The sequence below is a fragment of the Allobosea sp. ASV33 genome, assembly GCF_016428755.1.
GTDB lineage: Bacteria > Pseudomonadota > Alphaproteobacteria > Rhizobiales > Beijerinckiaceae > Allobosea.
In genome coordinates this window covers 46,577-64,677 of sequence record NZ_JAELTI010000018.1, presented here as the reverse complement: position 1 = coordinate 64,677, position 18,101 = coordinate 46,577, and the positions used below count along the sequence as shown (strand labels likewise).

Annotated in this window: 20 protein-coding genes; 14 read left to right on the top strand and 6 right to left on the bottom strand. The window is 67.1% G+C overall.

The genetic code is table 11. The annotated features are described in order from the left end of the window. The 8 genes from JHD80_RS28395 to JHD80_RS08250 form a co-directional block, all read left to right on the top strand. On the top strand, nucleotides 1-182 hold a 182-nt coding region (locus tag JHD80_RS28395; protein WP_210339831.1), incomplete at its 5' end, for a hypothetical protein. 3 nt (nucleotides 183-185) lie between these two features. After that, nucleotides 186-929, top strand: coding sequence for a flagellar basal-body rod protein FlgF (gene flgF, locus JHD80_RS08280; RefSeq protein WP_199085926.1), 744 nt, complete (start codon nucleotides 186-188; stop codon nucleotides 927-929). 21 nt (nucleotides 930-950) lie between these two features. After that, entirely contained in the window at nucleotides 951-1,742 is a 792-nt protein-coding gene (flgG, locus tag JHD80_RS08275) for a flagellar basal-body rod protein FlgG (RefSeq protein ID WP_199085924.1), read from the top strand. Nucleotides 1,743-1,755: 13 nt separating this feature from the next. Next, nucleotides 1,756-2,817 carry a flagellar basal body P-ring formation chaperone FlgA gene (flgA, locus tag JHD80_RS08270; protein WP_199085922.1) on the top strand — a complete coding sequence of 354 codons (1,062 nt, stop codon included), beginning with the start codon at nucleotides 1,756-1,758 and terminating at the stop codon, nucleotides 2,815-2,817. 18 nt (nucleotides 2,818-2,835) lie between these two features. Beyond that, a complete protein-coding gene (gene flgH, locus JHD80_RS08265) occupies nucleotides 2,836-3,588 on the top strand; it encodes a flagellar basal body L-ring protein FlgH (protein WP_199085920.1) in 753 nt (250 codons plus the stop codon). Between the two features lie 464 nt (nucleotides 3,589-4,052). Further along, on the top strand, nucleotides 4,053-4,619 hold the full coding sequence (locus JHD80_RS08260) for a manganese efflux pump MntP (protein WP_199085938.1): 567 nt from the start codon (nucleotides 4,053-4,055) through the stop codon (nucleotides 4,617-4,619). 249 nt (nucleotides 4,620-4,868) lie between these two features. Continuing rightward, nucleotides 4,869-5,321 (top strand): hypothetical protein, encoded by a 453-nt coding sequence (locus JHD80_RS08255; RefSeq protein ID WP_199085918.1) that lies wholly within the window; start codon nucleotides 4,869-4,871, stop codon nucleotides 5,319-5,321. Then, nucleotides 5,314-6,546: an HlyD family secretion protein gene (locus tag JHD80_RS08250; protein WP_199085916.1), complete on the top strand. Its 1,233-nt coding sequence runs from the start codon at nucleotides 5,314-5,316 to the stop codon at nucleotides 6,544-6,546. The genes JHD80_RS08255 and JHD80_RS08250 overlap by 8 nt, the downstream gene beginning before the upstream one ends. A 47-nt stretch (nucleotides 6,547-6,593) precedes the next feature. On the opposite strand, the gene JHD80_RS08245 is transcribed toward JHD80_RS08250, so the two are convergent. From JHD80_RS08245 to JHD80_RS08230, 4 genes are all read right to left on the bottom strand, one after another. Beyond that, nucleotides 6,594-6,986: a GFA family protein gene (locus tag JHD80_RS08245; RefSeq protein ID WP_199085914.1), complete on the bottom strand. Its 393-nt coding sequence runs from the start codon at nucleotides 6,984-6,986 to the stop codon at nucleotides 6,594-6,596. Between the two features lie 153 nt (nucleotides 6,987-7,139). Further along, nucleotides 7,140-7,562, bottom strand: a complete 423-nt coding sequence (gene dksA, locus JHD80_RS08240) for an RNA polymerase-binding protein DksA (protein ID WP_199085912.1) — start codon at nucleotides 7,560-7,562, stop codon at nucleotides 7,140-7,142. A 180-nt stretch (nucleotides 7,563-7,742) separates the two neighbouring features. Then, nucleotides 7,743-8,252, bottom strand: coding sequence for a hypothetical protein (locus tag JHD80_RS08235; RefSeq protein WP_199085910.1), 510 nt, complete (start codon nucleotides 8,250-8,252; stop codon nucleotides 7,743-7,745). A 177-nt stretch (nucleotides 8,253-8,429) separates the two neighbouring features. Continuing rightward, on the bottom strand, nucleotides 8,430-9,803 hold the full coding sequence (locus JHD80_RS08230; protein WP_199085936.1) for an MBOAT family O-acyltransferase: 1,374 nt from the start codon (nucleotides 9,801-9,803) through the stop codon (nucleotides 8,430-8,432). A gap of 278 nt (nucleotides 9,804-10,081) precedes the next feature. Between JHD80_RS08230 and JHD80_RS08225 the strand changes: the two genes are divergently transcribed. The 6 genes from JHD80_RS08225 (at nucleotide 10,082) to fabF (ending at nucleotide 15,627) form a co-directional block, all read left to right on the top strand. After that, entirely contained in the window at nucleotides 10,082-10,744 is a 663-nt protein-coding gene (locus JHD80_RS08225) for a CerR family C-terminal domain-containing protein (RefSeq protein ID WP_199085908.1), read from the top strand. Next, nucleotides 10,741-11,700, top strand: a complete 960-nt coding sequence (locus tag JHD80_RS08220; RefSeq protein ID WP_199085906.1) for an HlyD family secretion protein — start codon at nucleotides 10,741-10,743, stop codon at nucleotides 11,698-11,700. Before JHD80_RS08225 ends, JHD80_RS08220 begins: the two co-directional genes overlap by 4 nt. 29 nt (nucleotides 11,701-11,729) lie before the next feature. Then, nucleotides 11,730-12,623 carry an ABC transporter ATP-binding protein gene (locus JHD80_RS08215; protein ID WP_199085934.1) on the top strand — a complete coding sequence of 298 codons (894 nt, stop codon included), beginning with the start codon at nucleotides 11,730-11,732 and terminating at the stop codon, nucleotides 12,621-12,623. After that, the gene (locus JHD80_RS08210) at nucleotides 12,620-13,762 is read left to right on the top strand and encodes an ABC transporter permease (RefSeq protein WP_199085904.1); all 1,143 of its coding nucleotides are present in this window, start codon (nucleotides 12,620-12,622) and stop codon (nucleotides 13,760-13,762) included. The genes JHD80_RS08215 and JHD80_RS08210 overlap by 4 nt, the downstream gene beginning before the upstream one ends. A gap of 73 nt (nucleotides 13,763-13,835) precedes the next feature. After that, on the top strand, nucleotides 13,836-14,351 hold the full coding sequence (locus JHD80_RS08205) for a winged helix-turn-helix transcriptional regulator (RefSeq protein WP_199085902.1): 516 nt from the start codon (nucleotides 13,836-13,838) through the stop codon (nucleotides 14,349-14,351). 10 nt (nucleotides 14,352-14,361) lie between these two features. Then, a complete protein-coding gene (fabF, locus tag JHD80_RS08200) occupies nucleotides 14,362-15,627 on the top strand; it encodes a beta-ketoacyl-ACP synthase II (RefSeq protein ID WP_199085900.1) in 1,266 nt (421 codons plus the stop codon). 9 nt (nucleotides 15,628-15,636) lie between these two features. Here the strand turns inward: fabF and JHD80_RS08195 are convergent, their stop codons facing one another. Continuing rightward, nucleotides 15,637-17,166: an acyl-CoA carboxylase subunit beta gene (locus JHD80_RS08195; RefSeq protein WP_199085899.1), complete on the bottom strand. Its 1,530-nt coding sequence runs from the start codon at nucleotides 17,164-17,166 to the stop codon at nucleotides 15,637-15,639. Nucleotides 17,167-17,288: 122 nt separating this feature from the next. After that, nucleotides 17,289-18,077: an ATP12 family chaperone protein gene (locus JHD80_RS08190; RefSeq protein WP_199085897.1), complete on the bottom strand. Its 789-nt coding sequence runs from the start codon at nucleotides 18,075-18,077 to the stop codon at nucleotides 17,289-17,291. Nucleotides 18,078-18,101: the final 24 nt, after the last annotated feature.

Genomic DNA, 18,101 nt, shown 5'->3' with positions numbered 1-18,101 from the left:
GGCGTTTCTTGCCGCTGCAGCAGCCCGTGCCGGGTGCCGGTGGGGGGTGTGTTTCGGTCGATATTCAACAATATCAATATCTTGCCTGGATTAACCATCTTGGCATGCCGCTTGCCGGTATGGGGCCGTGGCGACTGCGCTGGGGAGCGTCGAGGTCGCTGCGGGACATGATCGGGAGTTAAGCCGTGGAGAACGCGCTTCTCATCGGCCTGTCGCGTCAGGTGGCTCTGGCGCGCGAGCTGGACGTCATCGCCAACAACGTGGCGAATGTCGGCACCAATGGATTCAAGGCGCGCAGCGCGCGCTTCACCGAATTCCTCATGCCTGGCGCGAAGGCCGATGCCTTTAAGCCGGCCGACCGGCCGCTGTCCTATGTCATCGACAAGGGCACGCCGCTCGACCTGTCGCAGGGCGCGATGGAACTGACCGGCAATCCGCTCGATGTCGCGCTCAAGGGCGACAACTACCTGGTCGTGCAGACGCCGAACGGCGAGCGCTACACCCGCGCCGGCTCCTTGAGCCTCGACCGCCAGGGCCGGCTCGTGACCCAGACCGGCCTGCCGGTGATGGGCGAGGCCGGGCCGATCGCCTTCGGCTCCAGCGAACATTCCATGCGCATCGCCGCCGACGGCACGGTCAGCAGCGACCAGGGCACGCGCGGCAAGCTGCGCCAGGTCCGCTTCGCCGATCCCTCGGCGCTGGCCAGCGAAGGCACCAACCTGTTCTCCTCCACCACGCCCCCCCAGGCGGCCGGGCCGGAAGCGCGGCTGGAGCCCGGCGCGATCGAGCGCTCCAACGTCAAGGCCGTGGTCGAGCTGACCCGCCTGATGGAGGTGCAGCGCAACTACCAGAGCATCGCCAACATGATCACCAAATCCGACGAACTGCGCAGCCGGGCGATCTCGCGCCTGGCCGACCAGCAAGCCTGATAGCGGAAGGGAGCACGCACCATGCGCGCCATGCAGACAGCCGCGACCGGCATGATGGCCCAGGAGATGAACGTCCAGGTCATCTCCAACAACATCGCCAACGTCCGGACCACCGGCTACAAGCGCCAGCAGGTCCATTTCCAGGATCTGCTCTACGAAAACTTCCGGCGCGCCGGCTCGGCGACCTCGGACCAGAACACCCAGGCCCCGGCCGGCACCTTCATCGGCTCCGGCGTCAAGACGGTCTCGACCGGCCGCGTCATGACCCAGGGCAATATCAGCCCGACCGAGAAGCCCTACGATCTCGCCATCCGCGGCGAGGGCTTCTTCCGCGTCCGCATGCCGGACGGCCGCACCACCTATAGCCGCGACGGTTCGTTCGACCTCGACGCGCAGGGCCAGCTCGTCACCCGCGACGGCTACCAGGTCGAGCCCGGCATCACCGTGCCGAACAACGCCTCCAGCGTAAACATCAACGCCCAGGGCATCGTCGAGGCGATGGTGCCGGGGCAGACGGCGCCGCAGCAGCTCGGCCAGATCCAGCTCGTGCGCTTCGTCAACAAGGTCGGCCTCGAGTCGATCGGCGACAACCTCTACATCGAGACGGCGGCCTCGGGGCAGCCGATCGACGGCTTCGGCGGCGGCGAGGGCTTCGGCACGCTGCAGCAGAACTATCTCGAAGAAGGCAACGTGCAGGCTGTCACCGAGCTCTCCTCGCTGATCGCAGCGCAGCGCGCCTACGAGATGAACTCCAAGGTCATCACCGCCGCCGACCAGATGATGTCGGCGACGACCCAGATGTTCCGCGGCTGAGGGGATTCGCATCATGATCCGCCTGTCCCTGATCGCGCTCCTGCTCTCCGGCACCGCCGCGCTGGCCGCGCCGCAGCACGCCCAGCCCGCACCGGTCGCGGTCGCTTCGGCCGTCGCAACGCTTGCTGTCGCGGCTCCCGCAGCCGCCGCGGTGCCCTCCAGGCTGCAGCTCCGTCCCGAGATCAACCTGGCGCGCGATCTCGTCACCTTCGGCGACCTGATCCCCGGCCTCGCCGGCGAGGCTGCCGCGACGGCCGCCTTCCGGGCGCCGGCGCTGGGCGAGACCGGCACCATCCAGGTCGCGCGCATCGTCGAGGCCGCGCGTGGGGCCGGGATCGTCCGGGAAGCCGGCGATATCCAGAGCCAGGGCTTTGCCCAGGTCGTGGTGACGCGCACGGCCCGCCGCATCACCGCCATGGACCTCGAAGCCGCCGTGAAGACCGGCTTGCAAGAGCGCTTCGGCGTCGATGCCCGCATCTTCGCGCTGGCGATCGATGGCGGGGCGCCGAGCGTCGCGGTCGAGCCCGAGTTGACCGGCGATGTCGCGGTCGTCGACCTCTCCTTCGACGCCCGCTCGCGGCGCCTGCAGGCACGGCTCACGGTGCCCGGCAGCACCGCCATGCGCCTGAAGCCGCTGCGCATCTCCGGCCAGCTCGTCGAGACCATGGAGGTCGTGGTGCCCAAGCGCCTGATCGCGCGGGGCGAGACGCTCGGCAAGGACGACGTCGTCGTCGAGCGCCGCCCGCGCGACGGGCAGGGCAGCGAGATCATCGGCGATGCCCGCGCCGCCATCGACAAGGTCGCGCGCCGCGCCCTGCTCGCCGGCGTGCCGTTGCGCGGCAGCGACGTCCAGCGCGAGGAGATCGTCGGCAAGGGCGATCTCGTCACCATCGTCTACGAGGCGCCGGGCCTTCTCATCACGCTGCGCGGCCGGGCCAACGAGGCCGGCGCGATGGGCGATGTCGTCTCCGTCACCAATCCCCAGTCCAAGCGCATGCTGCAGGGCAAGGTCAGCGGGCCGGGACGGGTTTCCGTCCAGCCTTCCGCCGCCGGCCGCGTCGCCAGCGCTCAGTAAAGTTCCATGGAAACCGCCATGTACGCCAATCGCCTCGCCAAGCTCTCCGGGCTTCTGCTGCTGACCGCCTCGCTCGGTGCCTGCGGGATGGGCGACCGCCTCGCCAATGTCGGCCAGGCGCCGACGCTCTCGCCGATCGAGGACCCGACCGCCGTCAAGGGCTACAAGCCGGTGCAGATGCCTATGCCGGAGGTGGCGCATGCCTCCTACGCGCCGAACTCGCTCTGGCGGACCGGCTCGCGCGCCTTCTTCAAGGACCAGCGCGCCCGCAATGTCGGCGACCTCGTCACCGTCAAGGTCAAGGTCACCGACAAGGCCCAGCTCAACAACCAGACCAAGCGCAGCCGCAAGAACGGCGAGGATTTCGGCGCCGACAACGCCTTCGGCTTCGAGAACAAGCTCGACAAGTTCCTGCCGGACGGGGCCAAGGCCTCCTCGCTGCTCAAGCTCGAATCCGACGGCTCCAGCGAGGGCGCCGGCTCGGTCAACCGCTCCGAGACGCTGGCGACGAACGTCGCGGCGGTCGTCACCCAGAACCTGCCCAACGGCAATCTCGTGATCGAGGGCAAGCAGGAAATCCGCGTCAATTTCGAGGTGCGCGAACTGATCGTCGCCGGCGTGATCCGGCCCGAGGACATCGAGTCCGACAACACCATCGATTCGACCAAGATCGCCCAGGCCCGCATCGCCTATGGCGGCCGCGGCCAGATCACCGATGTCCAGCAGCCGCGCTACGGCCAGCAGGTGATGGATATCCTGCTGCCCTTCTGATCCCAGCATCCGAATCCCGGACGGCGCGGAACGCTCCCCCTTGTCTCCGCGCCGGACGGATGGCGGTCTCTCCCGAGCCGCCACCATCCCGGCCGCCCGCCACGCTCCCCAAGCTACCCAGGCAGGCGGCCAGAAGCCCCGCGTCCTCCCGACGCGGGGCTTTCCCGATTTCCGCGAGAAAGCGCGAGGCTCGGCCATGGCTCAGAGGCCTTACTGCAAATGCTTCTTATTGATAAGTAATTGAAATATTTATGTTATTGACTTATCCGCGACCTGAAAGTAGAGCTGCGCCCATCGGGGAGTAGCGGCGTCCTTGTCGGGGCGCGGTCGCATCAACAGGCTCGCGGCGAGGACCGCGTGGTGCGATCAGCCGGCGCGTTCCGGCCAAGCGAGACCGTGACGGCGAGACCATGCGGATCCGGTCTCGAATGCTGTCCGGTCCTCAATCCGCGCAAGAGATCGCCATGTCACCCGTTTCCATTGCCGTGCTCGCCATGGGCATGTCCGTCGACGCCTTTCTGGCCTCCATCGGCCGGGGCGCCGCTTCCACGCGTCCGCGTCTCCTCGAAGCGCTCCGTACCGGAGCCGTCTTCGGTATCGTCGAGGCGATCACACCGCTCCTCGGCTGGGCCGCCGGCTTTGCCGCAAGCCAGTATGTTGCTGCCGTGGATCACTGGATCGCCTTCATCCTGCTCGGGATCGTCGGTGGCCGGATGATCATGCATTCGCTGAAGCCAGCCACCGAAAGGGCAGAGGCGGTAACGGGCCATTCGCTCTGGGCCTTGATGGCCACCGCCGTCGGCACCAGCATCGATGCGATGGCGGTCGGCGTCTCGCTCGCGTTCCTGGACGTGAACATCATCGTCGTCGCGCTCGCCATCGGCTTCGCCACCTTCCTGATGTCTACCGGCGGCATGATGGCCGGCAATCTGATCGGCGCGAAATTCGGGCGCTGGGCCGAGCGCGTCGGAGGCGTGGCCCTGATTGCTCTTGGCGCGTCGATCCTGTTCAGCCACTTGACCGGTGCGTGAGACGGGCGGCGACCCGGAATGCCGCATCGTCGCGCGCCTCGGCAGGGCTTTTTGCTGCTGCTTCCAACGGGATCGGCATGTCGGGATACCGATCGGCGCCCGCCATCCGCCGATCTTGAGGGGGATGGCACCAAAAGAGTTGACCTTTGGGCAACTTCCCGTTGTGATGCTGTCGGATTTGCTGCCTCGACGAGGCTCGGATGGGCTTGAGCAGCACGTCTGGCTATGTCTCCCGAGAGGAGTACCGTCATGACGGCCGCCGCTCATCCCGCCGCTCCGCATGTGCTTCCGTCCTTCATCACCGGCCCAGGCGAGACTGACTACTTCACGGTACTCGCGGCCGTGATCCTGCTCGGGGCGGTCCTGGGCATCGGACTGCTGTTCCTGCGCCTTCACACCTTGCCCGAGCGGATGGCGCACAAGACGCACAAGATCCAGTTCGAGATCGTCGCCGTTCTCGGCTTGCTCGCGCTCCTCACGCATATCCACGCCTTCTGGGTCGCCGGGCTGCTGCTCGCCCTGATCGACCTGCCCGATATTCCAGGGATGTTCGGCCGGATGGCCGGCTCCCTCGAGAAAATGGCCGGCATCGCCCCGGGCACCGGCGGCGACGCGGCATCGGACGCGGAGACGGCCGTCCCCGGGCCGGACGGGAATGCGCCGCCCGCGGACGCAGGCGTCGAGGAGAAGGCCCATGCTTGAGCTTCTCGTCTGCGCGTTCTTCACCCTGCTTCCCGACTATCTTTATCGTCGCTACGGCCAGGGCAAACGCTTCGGCCGCGAGCTCACGCTCTACTCGGTCTGGTTCGAGCTGCGCTGGGGTATCGTCACCTGCGTGATGCTGACGGTCGGCCTGATCACCGTGATCTTCTACAATCACCCCACCACGACCAGCGCGACCGTCTTCTTCCGAACGGTGCCCATCATTCCCGAGGTCAACGGCCGTGTCGCCGAGGTCCATGTCGGGGTCAGCCAGGCGGTCGCCAAGGGCGATACGCTCTTCACCCTGGACGACAAGACACAAGCGGCAGCCGTCGATGCCGCCAGGCGCAAGATCGCCGAGGCGGACGCTGCTCTCGTGGTCGCAAAGGCGGACATCCTCGCGGATGACGGCAAGATCCAGGAGGCGAAGAGCTCCTTGCAGCAGGCGCTGGATGAATTGCGCACGAAGACCGAGCTGCAACGGCGCAACGATGCCGTCGTCGCGGCCCGCGAGATCGAGCGGCTCGAGAACATCGTCGCGGGGCGGGAGGCCGCGCTGGCGTCGGTCACGGCTGCGAGGAATGCCGAGCAGACCAAGATCGCTACGCTGCTTCCCGCCCAGCGCGCCAGCGCGGAGGCCGCGCTCGCCCAGGCCGAGGTCGAGTTGCAGAAGACGGTGGTGCGGGCCGGATTCGCCGGACGTGTGGAGCAGTTCACGCTGCGGGTCGGCGACGTCGTCAACCCGTTCATGCGCCCGGCGGGAATCCTCATCCCGGAAGAAGCGGGGCGAGGACGGCTCCAGGCCGGCTTCAACCAGATCGAGGCGCAGGTGATCAAGGTCGGGATGGTCGCGGAAGTCACCTGCATATCACGGCCGTGGGTGATCATCCCGATGGTGGTGACGGGCGTGCAGGACTTCATCGCGGCGGGGCAGTTCAGGAGCGGCGAGCAACTGATCGACGCGCAGCAGGTGGTTCGACCCGGAACCATCCTGGCCTTCCTCGAGCCGCTCTATCAGGGCGGGCTCGACGGCGTGACGCCCGGCAGTAGCTGCGTCGCCAATGCCTATAGCAACAATCACGACATCATCGTCGCCAAGGAAACCGGCACGCTGCGCCGTATCGCGTTGCACGCTGTCGATGCGACCGGGGTGGTTCATGCCATGCTGTTGCGCATCCAGGCGCTGGTGCTGCCCGTGCAATCTCTGGTCTTCAGCGGACACTGACGCCGGGACGAGCCGCGGTTCCCGCTGCTCGGCATCGGTCCGGGGGGCTATTCCTCTGAACGGCCTGCGGCATCCCGGTCGCGCTCGTACAGCTTCGTCGACGGGAACGGCGGCAGCCAGGCTTCGCGCCTGATCGTCCAGAGCTCGTAGGTCGGCACGAACTGGTCCGGCGTGTCCAGCGCGCCCAGGCTCACCTCGACCTCGTCGCCGCTGCGTCCGAAGACGGGCGAGCCGCAGCGGGGGCAGAAGAACCGCCCGTCATAGTCGCGGGCCTCGCCCTCGATCGCGACCGCTCCTTCCGGGAAGATCGCGGAAGCGTGGAAGAGAGCACCGTGATGCTTGCGGCAGTCGAGGCAATGGCAAATGCCGACCCGATAGGGGCGCCCCGACGCCACAATCCGGAGATCGCCGCAGCGGCATCCACCGGTGAAACGGTCCATGCTGGCTCTCCCTTGCCTTCTGCCTCGGCCGCCGGGAGCGGCAGCAGGCGGCTCGCCACCAGAACGTACCGCCGAAGCCTAAGTTCAAAACGAAAAAGGCCCCGCGCCTTGCGGCGCGGAGCCTTTCGAGAAAGCGTGGTCGGTTGTCGCCGCTCAATCGTCGCGGAAGACGCGCTCGTTGCGCTCGTGGCGCTCCTGCGCCTCCAGCGACAGCGTCGCGATCGGGCGGGCTTCCAGGCGCTTCAGCGAGATCGGCTCGCCGGTCTCCTCGCAATAGCCGTAGGAGCCGTCGTCGATGCGGGAGATCGCCGCGTCGATCTTGGCGATCAGCTTGCGCTGCCGGTCGCGGGCGCGCAGCTCGATGGCGCGATCGGTTTCGGATGAGGCCCGGTCGGCGATGTCCGGGTGATTCTCGCTCTCCTTCTGCAGGGTGACCAGGGTCTCCTTGGCCTCCCGCAGGATCTCGTCCTTCCAGGCGAGAAGCTTGCCGCGGAAATACTCGCGTTGACGTTCGTTCATGAACGGCTCGTCATCGCTCGGCTTGTAATCCGCCTCGAGGATGGTCTGCTTCGACATGGGCGCGCTCTCTAGTTTGTCGGTTCACGCACCCATCGGCTGTGCCGCGGGAGGGGAGCCGATTTGGCGCCCTTATAGCGATCAGTCTCAAGCGGAACAATCGCTTCCGACAGGACTTCAACGGCTTCGTGAAAACACGCGATCCAGCGTCGGTTTCCAGCGCAATCGGCTGGGCTCGGATCATTTCAGCTTGCCGATGGCCTCGGCGATGTCGGCTTCGACCAGCCGGGCGATCGGCTGGCGGTAGTGGCTATGGTCGAAGAATAGGCTGGGATCGTGCAATTCGGGCCTGTCGACTCGCCAGTCGACCAGCGCCGTGCGCGGGCGCCGGGCCGCCAGATCGGCGAAGGCCTTGCGGCAGGCGGCGTCGGCCGCGGCATCGCGCGTGCCGGGTTTCGACAGGGCCGTGACGTAGACAGGCGGGCGAACGAGAATCAGCACGGTCTCTACCGGCGCTGTCTTCATCAGCGCTTCCAACGCCGCCGCGGCTGGGAAGGGGCCGTCGACATTGCCGCTGCCAGCCTCGAGCGGCCTCTGCAGCCGGGCGATGATCTCGGGATCGGTGCCGTAGCCTTGCACGCCGTAGCCCGATTCGTAGTCCCAATAGCCGTCCGGGCGGGCTCGCTCGGCCTTGCGCGAGGCCAGGTATTGGATGCGGAGGGGCAGTTCCTCCAGCAGGTCGAAATGCATCAGCCCGCGACATCGTCGGGCGGGCTTCGGCTCAACAGCCAAAAGGGGAAGGGCTTCTCGTTGGGTAGGGCCGGATTGACGGTGCACCAGTAATTGTCGCTGCCGACAATCTCCCTTTAAAGTATTGAAATAGTTCAAAAAAACTGAATTGACTTACTCCACATTCAATTGTGAAATCTAGAACTGGAAATAGATGAACTCATAATTGGCGTCTTCGCCGATCTTCAGCAGGATGATGACGAACAGGAGCCCGCACAGGATCGCCAGCCAGCGGGCCGGCGGCAGCTTGTGGACGAGGTTCCAGGCGGTGGGGCCGATGATGGCGAAGGCTGCGGCCGGCAGCAGGGCGCGCCATTTGAAGCCGGTGCCGATCGGGCCGAAGCCGAACAGGCCCTTGTAGATCGCGAGCGCAGCCTGGAAATTCGTGGCGCGGAACAGCACCCAGCAGAGGACCACGAACAGGAAGGTCAGGAGCCAGCCGAGCGTCGCCGGCATCGGCAGGCCGGCCCGGCGCCAGAACAGGGCGACGATCAGCGCCAGCCCATGCGCCACGCCCCAGGCGACGAATGTGAGGCCGGCGCCGTGCCAGAGACCGCCCAGCGCCATGGTGGCGAACAGCGCCCAGACCTGCGTCGGCAGGCCGGCACGCGAGCCGCCGAGCGGGATGTAGAGGTAGTCGCGCAGAAAGCGCGACAGCGTCATGTGCCAGCGGCGCCAGAAATCCTGGATCGAGAGCGAGCGATAGGGCACGTCGAAATTCTGCGGCAGCACGACGCCGAAGAGCAGGGCGAGGCCCAGCGCCATGTCGGTATAGCCGGAGAAATCGAAATAGATCTGGAAGGTGAAGGCGAGGGTGCCCTGCCAGGCTTCCATGAGGCTGATGGTCTTGCCCGCCGCGGCGGCGGCGAAGACCGGGTTAGCATATTCGGCGAGTGGGTCGCCGATCAGCACCTTCTTGGCGAGGCCGAAGGTCAGCAGCATCAGGCCGCGCGCGATTCGCTCGGCCGCGTCCGGCCGCTGATAGGGCCGCTCGTCGAGCTGGTGCATGATCTCGCGCCAGCGCACCAGCGGGCCGGCGAGCACCTGCGGGAAGAAGGCGATGTAGAGCGCGTAGCGGACGAGATCGTAGCGCGGCGCCTGCCCGCGCCGCAGGTCCGTCAGGTACATGATGTGGTGGAAGGTGAAGAAAGAGATGCCGAGCGGCAGCGCGATGTCGAATTTCGGCGCCGGCAATCCGGGAATCATTCCAGCGAGATCGGCGAAGAAGTTGAAGTACTTGAACACCGCGAGCACGGCGAGGTTCAGAACGATCGCGAGCGTGATCAGCGCGCCCGACTTCGTCTTCTGGAAGGCTTCGGCGATCAGCCAGTTCAGCCCGATCGAGAGCGCCAGCAGCGGCAGGAAGCGCCAGTCCCAATAGCCGTAGAAGGCGAAGGACAGCACGACCAGCACGGGCAGCCGCAGGCTCGGCGCAAAGCGCTCCGCACCCCAGTGGAGGGCGAGCGCGAGCGGCAGGAAGGCGAGCAGGAAAGCGAAGGAGTTGAAGAGCATCTGGCGGGAAGCGATCAAAGGATGGTTGCCGCCTTAGACCATTATCGGCGGCGCGTCATGTCGCGGCTGTGCGGGATAGGGCGTTGGTGCATTCGGCTTGCGGGGAAGCAGCTCGCGTCATGCTCGCCCTTGTGGCGAGCATCCACGTCTTGAACAACACCGTGCACCGGCGAAGACGTGGATGGTCTGGACAAGCCCGACCATGACGAGAGGTCTTCGTTACGCGACGATTTAATCAATCGATTGATTAAATCAGCCGACGGTGCTATCGGCGAGGCATGAAAGCCATTCCAGACAGCGATGCAGGGACGCGCGAGGCGCTGATCCGGGCTGGGCTCGACCTGTTCGGGCGGCACGGGTACGAGGCGAGCTCGATCCGGGAGATCGCGCAGGCGGCGGGCGTTAACAGTGCCGGCATCGCCTATCATTTCGGCGGCAAGGACGGTCTGCGCCGGGCCTGCGCCGAGGCCGTGGTCGCGACGATGAAGCAGCGCGTCTTCGGTGCCGCCGCGGCGATGCCGCCGCTCGACGGGCTCGCGCCGGAGGCGGCGGTGGAGCTGATGCTCGGCATCGTCGGGCGCGTCACCGCCTTCGCGACACAGGCGCAGGAGAGCGAGACGATCGCCCGTTTCGTCATCCGCGAGATGATGGAGCCGACGGCCGCCTTCGAGGCGCTCTATGAGGGGCTCGTCGGTCCGGTCCATGGCCAGGTCTGCCGGCTCTGGGCCGCTGCGACCGGCATGGAGCCGGAGGCGCAAGACACCAAGCTCGCGGTCTTCGCGACGATCGGGCAGGTCATCTATTTCCGGCTCGCCCGGCCAGCCGTGATGCGGCGCATGGGCTGGGACGCGATCGACACGGCGCAGAGCGAGGCGATCGCGGATGTCATCCGCGCCAATGTCCGCGCGAGCATCGCCAGCATGCGGGAGAGACGGTCATGATTCTCGGCTTCCTCTGTTCCTTCGGGCTGATCGCCGGCAGCTTCTCGGCCTGCGGCGGCGATACGGTCCGCATCGCCGGCTATGTCGAGGGCGAATACGTCCGGCTCGGCCCGATCGATACGGCCCGGATCGAGCGCATCGATGTCCGCCGGGGCGATCGCGTCGAGGCCGGCAAGGCCGTGGCCGCGCTGGAGACGACGGATGCCGAGAATGCAGTCCGGGAAAGCGAGGCGCGGTTGGTGCAGGCGCAGGCGCAGCTCGACAATCTGCGCAGCGGCAAGCGGCCGGAGGAGATCGCGGTGATCGAGGCCAATCTCGCCTCGGCCAAGGCGCAGCAGCGCGAGGCCGAGCGGGCGCTGGATCGCCGGCAGGATCTGCTGCGGCGCGGCGTCTCGACCCAGGCCGATTTCGACCAGGCGGAGACGGCGCGTGATGTGGCAGCCGCGAGTGTCCGCCAGAATGCCGCCAATCTCGATGTCGCTCGCCTGCCAGCGCGTCCTGACGAGATCAAGGCGAGCGAGAACGCGGTCGAGCAGGCCAAGGCTGCCTTGGCGCAGGCGCGCTGGCGGCTGTCGCAGCGCCAGCTCGTCGCGCCGTCGGCCGGGCGGGTCAGCGACGTGCTGCGCCGGGTCGGCGAGCTCGCAGGGCCGAGCGCGCCGGTGCTGCTGATGCTGCCGGACGGCGCCGCCAAGCTGATGCTCTATGTGCCGGAGATCAGGATTTCGGGCGTGACGACCGGCATGAAGCTCGATGTCCGCTGCGACGGCTGCGCGCCCGGGCTGACCGCGACCGTGACCTATGTCTCGCCGGAGCCCGAATTCACACCGCCGGTGATCTATTCGGCGCAAACGCGGCAGAAGCTGGTCTATCTGGTCGAGGCGCGGCCCGATGGCGGGCCGCAATCGGCGCTGCAGCCCGGCCAGATCGTCGACGTGACGCTGCGGGTGCAGCGGTGAACGCGCCGCTCGCCATCGACGTGCATGGCATGACCAAGCGCTTCGGCAAGCGCACGGTGGTCGACGATGTCGATCTCGCGGTGGCGACGGGCGAGATCGTCGGCTTCCTCGGACCTAACGGATCGGGCAAGACCACGACGATCCGGATGATCTGCGGCTTGCTCAAGCCCGATGCCGGGGAGGGCACGGTGCTCGGGCTCGATGTCCGCACCCAGAGTGCGGAGATCAAGCGCCAGGTCGGCTACATGACGCAGCGCTTCTCCTTCTATGAAGACCTGACCATAGCCGAGAACCTGACCTTCGTGGCCAGGCTGTACGAGCTCGATCCGGTCGACGAGGCCGTGGCGAAGACGCTGGACGGGCTGGGCCTGACCTCGCGCAAGGACCAGCTCGCCGGCACGCTCTCGGGCGGCTGGAAGCAGCGCCTGGCGCTGGCCGCCTGCATCATGCACCAGCCGAAGCTCCTGCTTCTGGATGAGCCGACCGCCGGCGTCGACCCGAAGGCGCGGCGCGAGTTCTGGGACGAGATCCATCGGCTGGCCGGAGATGGCCTGACCGTGCTGGTCTCGACCCATTACATGGACGAGGCCGAGCGCTGCCATCGCATCGGCTACATCGCGTATGGGCGCATGCTGGCGACCGGGACGGTCGAGGAGGTCGTGAAGGGCTCCGGCCTCGTCACCTATGTCGTCAACGGCGCGCTCAAGCCTGCCCAGATCCGGGCGCTGGAGGCGACGGACGGCGTCGAGCAGGTCGCGCCCTTCGGGACGACGCTGCATGTCGTCGGCACCGATCGCGGCAAGCTTGAAGCGGCGCTGGCGCCCTTGAGGAGCGAGGCTGGCATCAAGGTCGAGCCGGGCGAGACCAGCCTTGAGGATGTCTTCATCAAGTTCATGACCGGCGCTCAGGAGCGGGCGGCATGACCGGCCTGTTCTCGCCCCGCCGGCTCGGCGCGATGCTGGCCAAGGAATTCGTGCAGATGCGGCGGGACCGCATCACCTTCGCGATGATGCTGGCGGTGCCGATCATCCAGCTCCTGCTCTTCGGCTATGCGATCAACAACGATCCGCGTGGCCTGCCGGCGGCGATCCTCGCGCTCGGGCAGGACCAATATACCCGCGCCGTCGTTTCCGCGATGGAGGTCTCGAACTATTACCGCTTCGGCGAGCGGCCGCAGAGCGCGGCCGAGGCCGAGAGCCTGATGGCGAAGGGCGAGATCTCCTTCCTCGTCACCATCCCCAGCGATTTCGGCTCGCGCGTCGAGCGGGCGGACGAGCCGCGCATCCTGGTTGAGGCCGACGCGACCGATCCGGCGGCGGCGAGCGGCGCCGTATCGGCACTCGGCGCCATTGCCAGCCGGGCCTTGCAGCGGGCGCAGGGGCGCAAGCCGGTCACCGATCCGGCCGGTGCCAGCGGCGACAGCCTCTCCTTCGTCGTCCACCGGCGCTACAACCCGGAGAACATCACCCAGTACAACATCGTGCCCGGCCTGCTCGGCGTCATCCTGCAGATGACCATGGTGATGATGACGGCGATGGCGCTGACCCGCGAGATCGAGCGCGGCACCATGGAGAACCTGCTCGCCATGCCGGCGACGGCCGGCGAGATCATGCTCGGCAAAGTGCTGCCCTATCTCGCCGTCGGTGCCGTGCAGGTGCTGATCGTGCTGGGGGCTGCGAAGCTGCTCTTCGCCGTGCCCTTCCTCGGCGGGCTTGGCCTGTTGCTCACTTGCGTGCTGATCTTCGTGCTGGCGCTGGTTCTGCTCGGCTACACGATCTCGACGATGGCGCGCACGCAGCTCCAGGCGATGCAACTGACCTTCTTCTTCTTCCTGCCGTCGCTGATGCTGTCGGGCTTCATGTTTCCCTTCGCCGGCATGCCGGGCTGGGCGCAGACGCTGGGCGAGTTCTTTCCGCTGACGCATTTCCTGCGGATCATCCGGGCGATCATGCTGAAGGGCGCGGGCCTCGGCGATATCGGCGACGAGGTGCTTTATCTCAGCCTGTTCGTGCCGGCTTTCGCCGGGCTCGCGCTGATGCGATTCCGGAGCACGCTGGATTGAGCGGAGCTGCTGCGCGGCCTGCGCAGCGGGCGAGTGACTTGCAAAATGATAGTAACGGGGTTAGCTGGGGCGCATGCAGCCCCGGCTCATCCCGCTTGCCGAATGTCCCTGCGCCCGCGCCGTCGAGGCGGTGGGCGAGTGGTGGAGCATCCTGATCCTGCGCGATGCGCTGCAGGGCTTTTCTCGCTTCGACGAGTTCCAGCGCAGCCTCGGCATCGCGCCGAACATGCTGGCGCGGCGGCTGAAGCACCTGACCGAAGCCGGGCTATTCGAGCGGCGGCTCTATAGCGAGCGGCCGAAGCGCTACGAGTATGTGCTGACGGAGAGGGGCAGGGACTTCTTCCCGGTGGTCGCGGCGCTGGTCGCCTTCGGCAACCGCCATCTTGCGCCGGAAGGGCAGGCGCTTCTGCTGGCCGATCGCGAGAGCGGGCGGGCGGTCGTCCCGGCCTATGCCGATGCTGAGACCTTTCATTCCGTGAATTCCGACAACGTCACCGTCATCGCCGGCCCACAGGCCAGCCCCGGCATGCTGCAACGCCTCGCCATCCTGGCGGCGCGGGATGCGGCTGCGCCGGCCTCTCGCAGATAGGAGTTTTCGTATGCGCCGTATCGTCGTCACCGGAATGGGCGTGGTCTCGCCGCTCGGCTGCGGAACCGAGATCGCCTGGCAGCGCCTGCTCGCGGGACGCTCTGGCCTGCGCCGCCTGCCGGACGCGATCGTCGAGACCTTGCCTGCCAAGGTCGCCGGCATCGTGCCGCCCAAAGCCGAGGATGCCGAGGGCGGCTTCGATCCCGACGCCGTGATCGCGCCGAAGGACCAGCGCAAGATGGACCGCTTCATCCAGTTCGCACTGGTCGCCGCGAAGGAGGCGCTGGTGCAGGCCGGCTGGGAGCCGCAGAGCGAGGCCGAGCGCGAGCGCACCGCGACGGTGATCGCCTCTGGCATCGGCGGCTTCCCGGCGATCGCCGAGGCGGTAAGGATCACCGACGAGCGTGGGGTGCGGCGGCTTTCGCCCTTCACGATCCCGTCCTTCCTCGTCAATCTCGCCGCCGGCCATGTCTCGATCGAGCACGGCTTTAAGGGGCCGATCGGCGCGCCCGTGACCGCTTGCGCCGCCGGTGTTCAAGCGATCGGCGACGCGGCACGCATGATCCGCGCGGGCGAAGTGGATATCGCGCTCTGCGGCGGCACCGAGGCTTGCGTCGACCTCGTCGCGCTGGGCGGTTTCGCGGCGGCGCGCGCGCTTTCGACGGGCTTCAACGACGAACCCGAGAAGGCTTCGCGACCCTTCGATGCAGCCCGCGACGGCTTCGTCATGGGCGAGGGCGCCGGCCTGCTGGTGATCGAGGCGCTGGAACACGCGCAGGCGCGCAGCGCGACGATCCTGGCGGAGCTGACCGGCTACGGCACGAGCGCCGACGCCTATCACATCACTTCGGGCCCCGAGGACGGGTCCGGCGCGCGGCGGGCGATGGAGACGGCGCTGAAGCAGGCCGGGCTCCAGCCGGCCGATATCGCGCATCTAAACGCCCATTCGACCTCGACCCCGGTCGGCGATCGTGGCGAGCTCGCTGCGATCAAGGCGCTGTTCGGCAGCGAGGGCGGCATCGCGATCAGCGCAACGAAATCGGCGACCGGCCATCTGCTCGGCGCTGCCGGCGGGCTGGAGGCGATCTTCACGATCCTGGCACTGCGCGACCAGATCGCTCCGCCGACGCTCAACCTCGAAAACCCCGACGAGGCTACGAAAGGGCTCGACCTCGTTACGAAAGCAGCGCGTCCGCTCGCGATGGAGCACGCCATCTCGAACGGCTTCGGCTTCGGCGGGGTCAATGCCAGCGCCGTGTTCAGGCGCTGGCCGTAGGCTGCCGGTTCAGAGCGGAATGTTGTCGTGCTTGCGCCAGGGGCGTTCGACGTTCTTGGTGCGGAGCATCGCGAGCGCCCGCGCAATGCGACGGCGCGTCGAGTGCGGCATGATGACTTCGTCGATATAGCCGCGCTCGGCCGCGACGAAGGGGGACATGAAGCGGTCCTCGTATTCTTTCGTCTTGGCCGCGATGCCATCCGCGTCCATGCCGCGGAAGATGATCTCGACGGCGCCCTTGGCACCCATCACCGCGATCTGCGCCGTCGGCCAGGCATAGTTCACGTCGGCGCCGATATGCTTGGAGGCCATCACGTCATAGGCGCCGCCGAAGGCCTTTCGGGTGATGATCGTGACCAGCGGCACGGTGCATTCCGAATAGGCGAAGAGCAGCTTGGCGCCGTGCTTGATCAGGCCGCCATATTCCTGCGCCGTGCCCGGCAGGAAGCCGGGAACGTCGACCAGCGAGACGATCGGGATCTCGAAGGCGTCGCAATAGCGCACGAAGCGGGCGGCCTTGCGGGATGCGTCGGAATCGAGCACGCCGGCCAGCACCATCGGCTGGTTGGCGACGATGCCCACCGTGCGGCCCTCGATGCGGCCGAAGCCGGTGACGATATTGCCGGCATAGGCCTGCTGGATCTCGAAGAAGTCGCCCTCGTCGACCGTCTTCAGGATCAGCTCCTTGATATCGTAGGGCTTGTTCGGATTGTCGGGGACCAGCGTGTCCAAGCTCATGTCGACGCGGTCCGGCACGTCGAATGACGGCCATTCCGGCACGCCGGCCGTGTTGTTGGCGGGCAGGAAATCGAGCAGGCGGCGCACCTGCAGGAGCGCCTCGACATCGTTCTCGAAGGAGCCGTCGGCGACCGAGGACTTGCTCGTGTGGACCTTGGCGCCGCCGAGTTCCTCGGAGGTCACGGTCTCGTTTGTGACGGTCTTCACCACCTCCGGGCCGGTCACGAACATGTAGGAGGTGTCGCGGACCATGAAGATGAAGTCGGTCATCGCCGGCGAGTAGACGTCGCCGCCGGCGCAGGGGCCCATGATCACCGATATCTGCGGGATGACGCCGGAAGCCTGCACGTTCCGCTTGAAGACCTCGCCATAGCCGCCGAGCGCCGCGACGCCCTCCTGAATGCGGGCGCCGCCGGCATCGAACAGGCCGACGATCGGCGCGCGCATCTTCAGCGCCATGTCCTGGATCTTGATGATCTTCTGGGCGTGGGTCTCGGAGAGCGAGCCGCCGAAGACGGTGAAGTCCTTGGAGAAGACGAAGACGGTGCGGCCGTTGACCGTGCCCCAGCCGGTGACGACGCCGTCGCCGGGGATCTTCTCGGCCTTGTCCATGCCGAAATCGACGCAGCGATGCTGGACGAACATGTCGAACTCCTCGAAGGAGTCCTTGTCGAGCAGGAGTTCGATGCGCTCGCGCGCCGTCAGCTTGCCGCGCTTGTGCTGCGCCTCGATGCGCCGCTCGCCGCCGCCCTTGCGGGCGCCATCGCGGCGCGATTCGAGCTGTTCGAGGATGTCCTTCATGGCGGCAGGCTCCCGGCGGGAAAAACGCGTCTCCAAGCCGGCTTAAGCGGCGATGCGCCGCGAGTCTATTGCGACGTTTGCCGAAGTCGGAACCGCAATCATGCGGAAGGCGAGGTTCGGCGCTAGCCTTTCAGGAGGAGCAGCACGGCGGCATCGAATTCGCGGCGGCGGATGACCCGGCGCTCGGCCGCTTCCTCGTCCTGCCCCCAGATGCCGATCTGGTAATCCTCGTCGAGATGGGCCGCGTTCCAGGCGGGGTCGGGATCGATCAACCCGTTCGCCAGTGCGAGCGTCAGGATGGCCGAGCCGGTCAATGTCATGACGTTATGGGCGCCGGCGAGCGCAAGCGGTGCGGGGATTTGCTCGACATGCCGGGCCATCGCCGCGAGCGTTCCTTCGGGCTGCTGCGCGAAGACGATGCCTTCGGCCAGCAGGAAGCGGGCGCCGACCAGCGCTTCGACATCGCCCAAGATCGGCTGCCAGACCTGGTTCTGCCGTTCGACCAGTGCCTCGGGCTCGCCGGCGCGATAGCAAAGCGCGTCCGAGCCGGCATAGCGGACGATCTCGGCGCGCACGGCCTCCTGCTGGTCCTCGACGCCGTCCAGCGCCGAGTTGACGAGCCGGGTCAGCGGCATCCGCGCGGGGTCGATCCGCTCGGCCTGAGCCTGCCATTCCACGGCGAGGGCTTCTGCCACAGGGCGGGAGGTTACGGCGAGCGGCTTGCGGGCCGGGGTCCGCGCCGTCTTGCCGTCGAGGGCGATATGGAAGAGGCCGTCGCGCTCCAGGACGCCGGCTTCCTTGTAGAAGCGGGCGGGCAAGGGATTACGCATGGCCTGCTGGGCGGCGGCGACCGGGTCCGGCTGGCTGGCCCCGGGGGAGCCGAAACGGGCGAGGAAATCGTCGGTGGACATGGCCCCGCCATAGCGCATTCGCGG